The sequence below is a fragment of the Pseudomonas emilianonis genome (genome assembly GCF_023072625.1).
Lineage (GTDB): Bacteria > Pseudomonadota > Gammaproteobacteria > Pseudomonadales > Pseudomonadaceae > Aquipseudomonas > Aquipseudomonas paraveronii.
The window spans coordinates 1-11,435 of the sequence record NZ_JAKNRV010000161.1; the positions used below are offsets into that span (position 1 = coordinate 1).

At 63.5% G+C, this 11,435-nt stretch carries 12 protein-coding genes and 3 pseudogenes; 6 read left to right on the plus strand and 9 right to left on the minus strand.

Translation table 11 applies throughout. The features are described from left to right. The 6 genes and pseudogenes from L9Z73_RS16745 to L9Z73_RS16770 all read left to right on the plus strand — a co-directional run. Nucleotides 1-375 (plus strand): fimbrial protein (locus L9Z73_RS16745; RefSeq protein ID WP_430624298.1); only part of this gene is annotated, 375 nt, incomplete at its 5' end. Between the two features lie 82 nt (nt 376-457). Continuing rightward, entirely contained in the window at nt 458-1,234 is a 777-nt protein-coding gene (locus tag L9Z73_RS16750) for a fimbrial biogenesis chaperone (protein WP_247403092.1), read from the plus strand. Nucleotides 1,235-1,242: 8 nt separating this feature from the next. Beyond that, on the plus strand, nt 1,243-2,010 hold the full coding sequence (locus L9Z73_RS16755; protein ID WP_247403075.1) for a fimbrial biogenesis chaperone: 768 nt from the start codon (nt 1,243-1,245) through the stop codon (nt 2,008-2,010). 159 nt (nt 2,011-2,169) lie between these two features. After that, complete coding sequence (locus L9Z73_RS16760) at nt 2,170-4,725, plus strand: fimbria/pilus outer membrane usher protein (protein ID WP_430624299.1); 2,556 nt, start codon at nt 2,170-2,172, stop codon at nt 4,723-4,725. 43 nt (nt 4,726-4,768) lie between these two features. Next, on the plus strand, nt 4,769-5,731 hold the full coding sequence (locus L9Z73_RS16765) for a fimbrial protein (protein ID WP_247403080.1): 963 nt from the start codon (nt 4,769-4,771) through the stop codon (nt 5,729-5,731). Between the two features lie 18 nt (nt 5,732-5,749). Further along, a pseudogene (locus L9Z73_RS16770) lies at nt 5,750-6,010 on the plus strand (fimbrial protein); the annotation flags it as partial. Here the strand turns inward: L9Z73_RS16770 and ccmI are convergent. The 9 genes and pseudogenes from ccmI to L9Z73_RS16815 form a co-directional block, all read right to left on the minus strand. Next, nucleotides 5,998-6,123: pseudogene (gene ccmI / locus L9Z73_RS16775) on the minus strand (c-type cytochrome biogenesis protein CcmI); the annotation flags it as partial. The pseudogenes L9Z73_RS16770 and ccmI sit on opposite strands and share 13 nt — an antisense overlap. Further along, on the minus strand, nt 6,116-6,589 hold the full coding sequence (locus L9Z73_RS16780) for a cytochrome c-type biogenesis protein (RefSeq protein WP_247403082.1): 474 nt from the start codon (nt 6,587-6,589) through the stop codon (nt 6,116-6,118). The pseudogene ccmI and the gene L9Z73_RS16780, both read right to left, overlap by 8 nt. Next, complete coding sequence (locus L9Z73_RS16785) at nt 6,586-7,122, minus strand: DsbE family thiol:disulfide interchange protein (protein WP_247403084.1); 537 nt, start codon at nt 7,120-7,122, stop codon at nt 6,586-6,588. Before L9Z73_RS16785 ends, L9Z73_RS16780 begins: the two co-directional genes overlap by 4 nt. After that, a complete protein-coding gene (locus tag L9Z73_RS16790; protein ID WP_247403086.1) occupies nt 7,119-9,107 on the minus strand; it encodes a heme lyase CcmF/NrfE family subunit in 1,989 nt (662 codons plus the stop codon). The genes L9Z73_RS16785 and L9Z73_RS16790 overlap by 4 nt, the downstream gene beginning before the upstream one ends. Before the next feature lie 3 nt (nt 9,108-9,110). Beyond that, nucleotides 9,111-9,566, minus strand: coding sequence for a cytochrome c maturation protein CcmE (ccmE, locus tag L9Z73_RS16795; RefSeq protein WP_027607026.1), 456 nt, complete (start codon nt 9,564-9,566; stop codon nt 9,111-9,113). Beyond that, nucleotides 9,563-9,739 (minus strand): heme exporter protein CcmD, encoded by a 177-nt coding sequence (ccmD, locus tag L9Z73_RS16800; RefSeq protein ID WP_247403088.1) that lies wholly within the window; start codon nt 9,737-9,739, stop codon nt 9,563-9,565. Before ccmD ends, ccmE begins: the two co-directional genes overlap by 4 nt. Beyond that, complete coding sequence (locus L9Z73_RS16805) at nt 9,736-10,491, minus strand: heme ABC transporter permease (RefSeq protein ID WP_247403090.1); 756 nt, start codon at nt 10,489-10,491, stop codon at nt 9,736-9,738. The genes ccmD and L9Z73_RS16805 overlap by 4 nt, the downstream gene beginning before the upstream one ends. Before the next feature lie 90 nt (nt 10,492-10,581). Continuing rightward, nucleotides 10,582-11,250, minus strand: coding sequence for a heme exporter protein CcmB (gene ccmB / locus L9Z73_RS16810; protein ID WP_017849435.1), 669 nt, complete (start codon nt 11,248-11,250; stop codon nt 10,582-10,584). Then, nucleotides 11,247-11,435 (minus strand): annotated as a pseudogene (locus L9Z73_RS16815) (heme ABC transporter ATP-binding protein CcmA); the annotation flags it as partial. The gene ccmB and the pseudogene L9Z73_RS16815, both read right to left, overlap by 4 nt.

Below are 11,435 nucleotides of genomic sequence, written 5' to 3' on the forward strand. Positions count from 1 at the left end.
AACCCGGGCGATCGCGCCAACCTGACCGGTTTCACCATTCGCATCGGTGGGCCGGGCGAAGGCAGTTGCGCTAACGGCCGCACCGCGATGGTGGCCTTCGACCCAACCAGCCCGGCCATCGATGTGGCGACCGGGCGTTTGAACATCGATGGCTACAACGACCCGGCCGACACCACCAACGCCAAGAACGTACAGATCGAAGTGACTAACCGCGATGGCTCTCCCATTAACGTCTACACCGAGAAATCGGCGGGGGTGGTGATCGCCGACAACCAGGCAGTCATCCCACTGGCCGCGCAAATGTACGCCAGCGGCGCCGCCACCGAAGGAACGGTCCGCACCCGGGTCGGTTTCCTGGTCGAGTACGCCGATTAAGGGACCAGCATGCCGGCCTTGCACGCAACGGACCTGCGCCGTCGTGCAGGGTCTGCCCGCTGATTCGAAGAGCACTCAGATGATGAAAACAATCGCCCGCCTTGCCCTAGCCTGCTGTGCTGTCGGAGGGTTCTCGCTGCTAGCATCCAGCGCCCACGCAGGCGTGATTATCTACGGCACACGCGTGATCTACCCAGCCGACCGGCAAGAGGTAGTTGTACGCCTGGAGAACAAGGGCAACCGCCCGGCGCTGGTGCAGACCTGGCTGGATGCCGGCGACGTGCGCTCGACACCCGCGACGGCGCAAACACCGTTCAGCCTGGCGCCGCCGATCTTCCGCATCGAGCCCCATCAGCAACAGGCGGTGCGCCTGCGCTATGCCGGCGAATCAGCCCCCGGCGACCGTGAACGCCTGTACTGGCTGAATGTGCTCGAAGTCCCCCCGCTGGCCGCCGATGCCGCGCAGAACAACCAGATCGAACTCGCGTTCCGTAGCCGCTTGCGGGTATTCCTGCGACCGCAGGCACTGCCCTACCCGGTCAGCAGCGCCCCGGCGAAACTGCAATGGCAACTGGTGCGCCACGGCCAGGGTTTCGCCCTACAGGCAACCAATCCGACGCCGTACCATATTTCCCTCACCTCGGTTGACTTGCTGAGCGACGGCAAGCGGTTCAGCAAAGCGCCGAACAAGGCCGCCAATGACAGCCTGCTAATGCCGGCCGGCGATGTGAAACGCTTTGTGCTGCCGCTGCTGCGCGAACGCCCCAGTGGCACGCCCCAGGTTGAGTTCACGACGGTCAGCGACTTCGGCGCCCGCGTGCGCCATTCGGCGGGCCTCACCCCTGCCTCCACCCAGTGACTGACGGTATGAACGCTACTTCCCTTTCACACCTGCCAGCCAAGTGCCTGCTGTTGACGTGGGCGCTGTTCGGCGCCGCCGTCGTGCAGGCCAGCGTGGTGATCAACAGCACGCGCATCGTCTACCCGCAGCAAGCCAAGGAGGTGACGGTCCGGCTCGAAAGCAAGAACCAGGCGCCGGTGCTGATCCAGGCATGGCTGGACAACGGCGACGAGCGCTCGACGCCGGACCTCGCCGGAATCCCCTTTGTCGCCACGCCACCGATCTTTCGCATGGAGCCGGGTAAACAACAGGTCGTGCGCCTGGCCTACACGGGCGACACCTTGCCGTCGGCCGAGGAAAGCCTGTTCTGGTTCAACGTACTGGAAGTGCCCGCGCAGACGCCAGGCGCCCAACAGGGCAACCAGTTGCAACTCGCCTTCCGCTCGCGGATCAAGCTGTTTTTCCGCCCGCAGAACCTGCCCTACGCGGTCGAGTCCGCGCCTGGAAAACTGCAATGGCGCCGCGTTTCGAGCGCGCAAGGCCAGGCGCTGGAGGTCTACAACCCGAGCCCTTATCACGTGACATTCGAACAGATCGACCTGCTGGAGTCGGGGCGGCGTCATCCCCGCCAGGCCGCCACATCAGGCGCCGAAAACATGGTGACACCCGGCGCTCGCCAACGCTTCGAACTACCCACCCTGAAAACGCCGCCAGGTGCCGCGGCCACCGTAGAGTTCCGCACGCTCGACGATTTCGGGGCCAAGGTCTCGCACAGCACCAAGGTCGCGCCATGACCGCCTAAATACGTCCGCCAGCACCTCTGCAGGCCGGCTGGCCGCCTCACTCACTGCATTCCACACGTTCGGTTGATGCCCTTTTTTCAGGGCAGGGCTTACCCATGCCCGAATTCGAACAGCACCTATTTTCCGGGAACGGTCACCATGCGTTTGAACATGCACGCCAGGCCAGGCCACGGGCCCCTGACACACCCTCGATTGCGGCTAACGACACGATGCCTGTTACTGCTGAGCAGCGCTCATGCCCTGGATGCCCACGCGGCGGAGCATGTCGCATTCAACCCGGCCTTCTTTGCGGATCGCGCGGGCGGCCTGCAGGTCGATATTTCAAAGTTCAGCCAGGGCAACATTGTGCTGCCCGGCAGCTACCGCGCCGACGTCCACCTCAACGGCCAGTGGATCGGGCGCGAAACCGTGTCGTTCGCGGCGGTCGAAGGCCAGAACAGCACGCAGTTGTGCCTAGGGCGTGAGGCGCTGCTCAGGTTCGGCGTCGACCTGGACGCGGTCGACCGGCAATCCGCCCAAGCCGGTGTCGCCGCCCCTTCACCGTTTACCGACTGTGCCGATATCGCCACCTACCTGCCGGGCGCCAGCAGCCCATTCGACGCCGGCGAAAACCGCCTGGACCTGCAGATTCCGCAGATCTACCTGGCACGCAAGGCGCGCGGCTATGTCGACCCGCGCCAGTGGGACAGCGGCATCGATGCCGCCTTTGTGCGCTACAACGCCAATACCTTTGCGACCCGCACCAACGGCCGCGCGCTCAGCTCCCATTATCTGGGCCTCAATACCGGGCTTAACCTGGGCGATTGGCATTGGCGCCACAACGGCAGCTACAGCCAAACCGACAGCGCCTCGGGTTATCAAAGCAACGCCACCTACGTGCAGCGCGACGTGAGCCCACTGCAGTCACAACTGATGGTGGGCGAGATCTACACCCCGGGCGAGTTATTCGACAGCGTGCGCCTGCGCGGGGCCAGCCTGTTCAGCGATGACCGCATGCTGCCCGACTCCCAGACCGGCTTTGCGCCCGTCGTGCGTGGCGTCGCCGAGACCAACGCGCGGGTCAGCGTGCGCCAACGCGGCGTGTTATTGGACGAGGTTTCCGTCGCCCCCGGCCCGTTCGTGCTCAATGACTTGTTCCCGACCGGCTATGGGGGCGACCTGAACGTCACGATCACCGAAGCCGATGGGCGTCGGCGCGAGTTCGTCGTGCCGTTCGCCGCCAACGCCAACCTGTTGCGTGCCGGCTATAAGCGCTACTCGGTGAGTCTCGGCCAACTGGATGAAATTGGCGTGCGCCACCCTCCCAAACTGCTGCAGGCCACCTACCAGCATGGCCTCAGCAACCTGTTGAGCGGCTACACCGGCGCGGTGCTGGCCGACGACTACAGCTCGCAACTGGCGGGTGCGGCATTCAACACGGCGTTTGGCGCGCTGTCTTTGGACCTGACCCACTCCAGCGCTCACCTGAAAGGGCACGGCTTCCTTGAGGGGCAAAGCCTGCAGATGCGCTACAGCAAGAACTTCGCAGACACCGGCACCCACTTTGCGCTCGGCGCCTACCGGTATTCCACCGAAGGCTTCCTGAGCGTGGCCGACGCGGCACGCGTGCGTGGCCTCGCCATCGACGGGCTGCGCGTCGACAGCCTGTCGCGGCTGCGTGACCGGATGGATATCAGCCTCAACCAGAGCCTGGGCGTCGGCACGGTGTACCTGACCGGTTCCTCACAAAACTACTGGAACCGCAAAAGCGCCAACCTGACCTTCACCGCCGGTTACAGCGGTGCCTGGAAAGGCATTCACTACACCCTCAGCGCCCAGCGCAGCCGTGACTTGCTGAGCGAACGCGTCGACAAGCAAGTGGACTTGACCCTGAGCCTGCCCCTGGGCAACGGCCCACGCTCGCCGACCTTGACCACCACGGCCTATCGCGGCGATCAAAGCAGCGGCGAGCGCGTGACCCTCGGCGGCAGCCTGGGTGAACGCAGCGAGTTCAGCTACGGCATCGGCGCCAGCCAGACGCACGGCAGAGGCAACGCCAGCAGTGCCGACATGAAATACCAGACCGGCCAAGGTGTGCTTTCCGCCAGCGTTGGCCAGAGCAGTGCCTACCGTTCGGCATCGTTCGGCATGACCGGCGGCATGGTCGCGCATGCCGGCGGCGTGACCTTCGCGCCGGAGTTGGGCGATACCGTCGGCATCGTCCAGGCGCCCGACGCCGAGGGCGCACGGATCAACGGCAACCACAGCGCTCAAATCGGCAAGCGCGGTTATGCCGTGGTCCCCCATCTCACGCCGTACCGCCGCAACGTCGTCGAGTTGGACCCCAAGGACCTTTCCGTCGATGTGGAGCTCAAGAGCGCCGCGCAAAACGTCGCCCCCCGCGCCGGTTCGGTGGTGAAGCTGCAATTCGCCACGGTCAGCGGCCAGGCCTTGTTGATCACGGCCCTGAGCGAGGATAGCAATCCACTTCCCTTTGGTTCGGATGTCTTCGATGAAGACGGCGCCAGTGTCGGCATTGTCGGGCAGGGCGGTAAGGCGTTTGTCCGTGTGGCGCGCCCGCAGGGGCAGTTGACGGTCAAGTGGGGGGCCAATGCCGGGGGCATATGTCGGCTGGACTACGACCTGGGTACGAAATCGACGGCTAAAGGCGCGAACCGCCTGCGCCATCTGAACGCGGGCGCCTGCAAAGGTGGTGCGGGCGGTTGATCCGGCGCAGGCAAGCGCCCTACTTTTTATGGCGGGACTGAAGATGAAACACTCCACAAACCTCGTTTCAATACTGCTCGTGCTTGGCTTGCCAATCGCGGCTCAAGCGGCGTGCGAGAGCTATCCTCCTGACGCCGAGCTTGGCCTCTCCCTCCCGGCCGTGATTACCGTCCCCGACAGCCTGCCGCTGGGAAGTGTGATCGCCCAACAAGCATTCAGCGGCTCTGTGCCTGCCCTCTTCTACAATTGCCGCACCGGCACCCCAGCTTCGGCCTTCGGGCGCTATGCAAGACCGTTGGACCCGACAACCGGGTCCTATCCGACCGAGGCACCGGGGGTTGGAATGCGGCTGCTCATCAGCGACGCCCGCCCATCGACCAGTGCCTATGCCATCGAAAGTTTTTCCGGTGCCGTCGTGCCTCCCGGAAGGCACCCCTCCTTCACAAACGCGAAGGTGACCCTTTACAAAATCGGGCCGGTAACAGACGGGGTCGTGCCTGCCGGAACTATCTTTGAATACAGACTGCACGGCCCCTGGGGTTACTTAGGCCGCTTTAGCCTGCGGCTCAACAACTCGGTACGTTTCGTCAGACCCGCCGCCACCTGCGATCTGGCGGCCGGTGACGTCAACCGAACGATCTCGCTTGACCCGGTTCAAGTCAGCGCCTTCCAAAATGCCATCAGCGCAGGCGCGCGCGACTTCGAGTTGACGGCGAACTGCAGCGACGCCACCCACGTCACCTTTCGGCTCGCCGGCACGCCCGCCCCCGGGAACGAAGCGCTCTTCATCAATACCGGCAGCGCCGGTGGCATCGGGCTGTGGCTGTATTCGCGAATCAATGGGGTGGCCCGGACGATTACCGCCAACGGCACCGATAGCAGCCGCACGCTGGTGGTTTCCGACAACCGTGCGGTCTTGCCACTCGGCGCCGCCTATCACCAAAACGGCGCGGTCAGCCAAGGCACGCTCGCCAGTACCGCCACCGTCAACATTACCTATAACTGAAACGCCGGAGATTACCCGATGAACATCCGCACGCTGCCGCGACTGCTGGCAATCACTGCTGGCCTCAGCGCCCATGCGGCTCAGGCCGCAACCACAGGCACCTTGAACTTTGTCGGCCAGGTCAACGCCGGTACCTGCAACCTGGCGGCCGGCGATCTGAACCGTACCCTCACCCTGCCGACCATCAAGATCGCCGACTTTGATGCAACGCCCTCCACAGGCGCCTTCGATTTCGAGATATCGGCCGACTGCGAATCGGACATCCGCAACGTCACGTTCAGCGCGGTGCGATCCTCTTCACGCTGGGCACGACGGCCACGCAATACAGGGATCAACAGGAAACTCAGGGCAATCAGAAGCAGCAAGCCGGCTGCGAGCCAGAAATCAATCATCAGTCTTGGTGTCCAGCAATTGGTCGAGGCGTTGGCGCTCTTCGGCGGATAGCGCGTCGGAACCATCGGTAGGGGCGGCGCGGCGACGGCGGACGATCACCACCATCACCACAACGCCGGCCAGCAGCAGCCCGGCGGGGCCGAACCAGAGCAGCGCGGTCTTGCCGGTGAGCGCCGGTTTGTAGCGAACGAAATCGCCATAGCGGTCGACCATGAAGTCGATGATCTGCTGGTTGTCCTTGCCCTCCCCCAACATGCGGAAGATCTCTTTGCGCAGGTCGGCGGCGATGGGGGCGTTGGAGTCGGCGATGTCCTGGTTCTGGCACTTGGGGCAGCGCAGTTCCTTGGTCAGGTCGCGGAAACGCTCGCGCTCGGCGTCGTTGGCGAATTCGTAGGTGTCGATGGCGGCGTGGGCCACGCCCACCAGGCCCAAGGCTAATACGGCAGCGGCTAACCAGCGCTTCATGGCTTGGCCTCGTCGACCAGGGCCTGGTACTTGGCGGCCAGTTGTTCGCGCCAGACCGTTTCATCGATGACGCCGACGTACTTGTCGCGGATCACGCCCTTGGCGTCGATAAAGAAGGTTTCCGGAGCGCCGTAGACACCGAGATTCAAACCCAGGTTGCCGTCTTCATCGCGGATATCCAGTTGGTACGGGTTGTGGAATTCCACCAGCCATTTCAAGGCCGCCGCATTGTCGTCCTTGTAGTTGATGCCGTAGATCACCACGCCCTTCTCCGCCAGTTTGTTCAGCACCGGGTGCTCGACACGGCAGGAAATGCACCAGGTACCCCACACGTTGACCAGCGCCGGTTTGCCCAGCAGGTCAGCCTGGGTCAGGGTTTTGTCGCCCTGCACCGTCGGCAGGTTGAAGGCGGGGAACGGCTTGCCGATCATGGCCGAGGGCAACTCGGCCGGGTCCAGGTACAACCCGCGATACAGGAACACCGCCATCAGCAGAAACAACCCCAGCGGCACGACCATCAACCAACGCTTCATACCGCCGCTCCTTGCAGACCGAGAGCTTCACGCACCCGGCTCTTGACCTTGACCCGATAGCGCCGGTCCAGCGCCGCGAGCACACCACCAAAAGCGGTGATCAAACCGCCGAACCAGATCCAGCGCACGAACGGTTTGACATGCACGCGCACCGCCCAGGCGCCCTCACCCAGCGGTTCACCCAGAGCGACGTAAAGGTCACGGGTGAAACCGGCGTCGATCCCGGCTTCGGTCATCATCGAACTCTGCACGGTATACAGGCGTTTTTCCGGGTGCAGCACGGCGATTTCCTTACCGTTGCGTACCACGCGCACAGTGCCTTTGTCGGACGTGAAGTTCGGCCCTTCGAAATGCTTGGCGCCTTCGAAGATGAAGTGGTAACCGGCCAGGTCCATGGACTCGCCGGGGGCCATGCGCAGGTCACGCTCGGCGCTGTTCTGGCTGGAGAGCACCACGCCGAGGGCACACACGGCGATGCCGATATGCGCGACCTGCATGCCCCAGTAGCTGCGGGTCAGGGTGGGCAGGCCCTTGATCAGGCCTTTGTGGCGGGTCTTGTCGACAATGTCGCGCATACCGGCCAGCAACACCCAGGCGGCGAGCATGAACGTGGCGAGGACCGCCCAGTTGAAATCGCCATAGGCGATACCGGCGATCACGGCCAAGGCCGCGCTGCCCAGCAGCACCGGGGTCAGCATGCCCACCAGCCATTTCACCGGGGTGTCTTTCCAGCGCACCAGCACGCCGATGGCCATGACCACCATCAACAAGCCCATCAACGGGATGAACAAGGCGTTGAAATACGGCGGGCCGACCGACAGCTTGGCGCCGGTCAGCGCATCCAGCACCAGCGGGTACAGGGTGCCGAGCAGGATCATCGACGCGGCCACCACCAACACCAGGTTATTGCCCAGCAGCAAGGTTTCCCGCGACCACAGGTTGAAGCCGACCTGGCTCTTGACCACCGGCGCGCGCAGGGCGAACAGAGTCAGGGAACCGCCGACCACACACAGCAGGAAGATCAGGATGAACACGCCGCGCGCAGGGTCGGACGCAAACGCATGCACCGAAGTCAGAACGCCCGAACGCACGAGGAAAGTGCCGAGCAGGCTGAGGGAAAACGCCGCGATGGCCAGCAACACGGTCCAGCTCTTGAACACGCCGCGTTTTTCGGTGACGGCCAGCGAGTGAATCAGCGCGGTGCCCACCAGCCAAGGCATGAAGGACGCGTTTTCCACCGGGTCCCAGAACCACCAGCCACCCCAGCCGAGTTCGTAATAGGCCCACCACGAACCCAAGGTGATACCGATGCCGAGAAAGGCCCAGGCGACGATGGTCCATGGCCGCGACCAGCGCGCCCAGGCCGCATCGAGGCGCCCGCCGAGCAAGGCGGCGATGGCGAAGGCGAAGGCCACGGAGAAGCCGACATAGCCCATGTAGAGCATCGGCGGGTGGACGATCAGGCCGATGTCCTGCAGCAGCGGGTTGAGATCACGCCCGTCCACCGGGACCTGCGGCAGGATGCGGCTGAACGGGTTGGAAGTCATGATCAGGAACAGCAGGAAGCCGATGCTGATCATGCCCATCACCGCCAGCACCCTAGCCAGCATGACTTGCGGCAGTTGCCGGGAGAAGATCGACACGGCGAAGGTCCAACCGCCGAGGATCAGGGCCCATAACAGCAGCGAACCTTCGTGGGCGCCCCACACGGCGCTGAATTTGTAATACCAGGGCAAGGCGCTGTTGGAGTTGCTGGCCACATAGGCGACGGAAAAGTCGTCGGTCATAAAGGCGTAGGTCAGGCAGCCGAACGCGAACACCAGGAAGGCAAACTGGCCCCAGGCGGCCGGCTGCGCCAGGCTCATCCACAGACGGTCGCCACGCCACGCGCCGAGCAACGGCACCACGGCCTGGACGATGGCGAAGCATAGGGCGAGGATCATCGCCAAGTGGCCCAGCTCCGGAATATACAGTGCGGACGTCATCACTTAGCCCTCCTTGGCTGGAGTTGGGGCGGATTGGCCGCTGTCTTTCAACGCTTTGGTAACTTCCGGCGGCATGTATTTCTCATCGTGCTTGGCCAGTACTTCATCGGCCACTACCACACCGTCGGCATTGAGTTTGCCCAGGGCGACGATGCCCTGGCCTTCACGGAACAGGTCCGGGAGGATGCCGCGATACGTAATGGTCACGGCCTTATTGAAGTCGGTGACCACGAAGGTGACGTCCAGGGAGTCGCCGGAACGCTTCAAGGAGCCCTTCTCCACCATGCCGCCGGCGCGGATGCGCGTGTCCAGCGGGGCTTCGCCATTGGCGATCTGGGTCGGGGTGTAGAACAGGTTGATGTTCTCCCGCAGGGCACTCATCGCCAGGCCCACGGCAATACTTACGCCGGCCAGAATGGCAAGGATGATCAACAGACGCTTTCTACGCAGCGGATTCACTTATCGGTCTCCCGGCGCAGACGACGCGCCTCTTGTTGCAGGTAACGCTTGCGGGCCAGGATCGGCACGGCGACGTTGAGGGCCAGTACTGCCAGGCAGATGCCATAGGCCGTCCAGACATACAGGCCATGGTGGCCCATGGCGAGAAAATCACTCAAAGAAGCAAAACTCATCCACGCGCTCCCAGGCTGGTTTGCACTTCGGCCTTGACCCAACTGGCGCGGGCTTCACGCTTGAGCACTTCGAGGCGCATGCGCATCAGCAGCACAGCGCCGAAGAAGCAGTAGAACCCCAGCACCATCAGCAACAGCGGCGCCCACATTTCCACGGGCATGGCCGGCTTTTCGGTCAGGGTGAAGGTGGCGCCCTGGTGCAGGGTGTTCCACCACTCCACCGAGTATTTGATGATCGGGATGTTGATCACGCCGACAATCGCCAGCACCGCACAGGCCTTGGCGGCGCTGTCACGATTGCTGATCGCATTGCCAAGGGCAATAAGACCGAAGTACAGGAACAGCAGGATCAGCATGGCCGTTAGTCGCGCATCCCACACCCACCACGAACCCCAGGTGGGTTTGCCCCAGATCGCGCCGGTGACCAGCGCCACGGCGGTCATCCACGCACCGATGGGCGCAGCGCATTGCAGGGCGACGTCCGCGAGCTTCATCTTCCACACCAGACCGACGATGCCGCACACCGCCAGCATCACGTAGCAGGACTGGGCGAGCATCGCGGCAGGCACGTGGATATAGATGATGCGAAAGCTGTTGCCCTGCTGGTAATCCGGCGGTGCGAAGGCCAGGCCCCAGACCAGGCCGAGGCCGATAAGCAATACGGCGGCGATGCTCAACCACGGCAGCAGCTTGCCGCTGATGCCGTAAAACCATTTGGGCGAGCCGAGCTTGTGAAACCAGGTCCAGTTCATTGCTGTTTCCATCACGGTTGCGTCTTGTGGTTGCAAGAAGCGTAGGGCCTTTCTTATGTTGAAGAACGGGTTACACGTAACCAGACTTCATTATTCGCCGACGCTGATCTTCAGGCCGGCCGCTATGGCAAAGGGTGTCAGGGTTACCGCCAGGGCGGTCAGGCTGCCAAGCCACAAGAGGTAACCGGTCGCCGGCATGCCCATGAGCGCGGCTTGCAAAGCGCCGCTGCCCAGGATCAACACCGGGATATACAAAGGCAGAATCAACAGGGCCAGCAGCAGGCCGCCGCGTTTCAAACCCACCGTCAGCGCCGCGCCCACCGCGCCCAACAGGCTGAGCGCCGGCGTGCCGAGCAACAAGGACATGAGCAATACGGGCAGGCATTCGCTGGGCAACCCTAGCATCATTGCCAGCAACGGCGAGAGCAACACCAGCGCCAAGCCGGAAAACGCCCAGTGTGCCAGTACCTTGGCCAATACCAGAAGCGGCAGGGGGTGCGACGAAAGGACCCACTGTTCCAGGGAGCCATCCTCGAAATCACTGCGAAACAGCCCGTCCAGCGAGAGCAGCACGGACAAAAGGGCCGCCACCCACACCAGTCCCGGAGACAAGGTTTGCAACAGTTTAGTCTCGGGGCCGACCGCCAGCGGGAACAACGCGATGACAATCGCGAAGAACACCAGCGGATTGGCCAGTTCAGCCGGGCGACGGCACAACAGCCGCGCCTCGCGGGCCACCAACAGGGCGAACACGCTCATACCGACCACCGCCCCAGGTCCAGGTCGCGATAACCGGCGGGCAGGCGCGTCAGGCTGTGGTGAGTCGTCAGCACGACAAGGCCACCCTGCTCGCAATGCCGGGCCAGATGTTCTTCCAACTGGGCGACGCCTTGTTTGTCGAGGGCGGTGAAGGGTTCGTCGAGAATCCACAGCGGCGGGCCGGG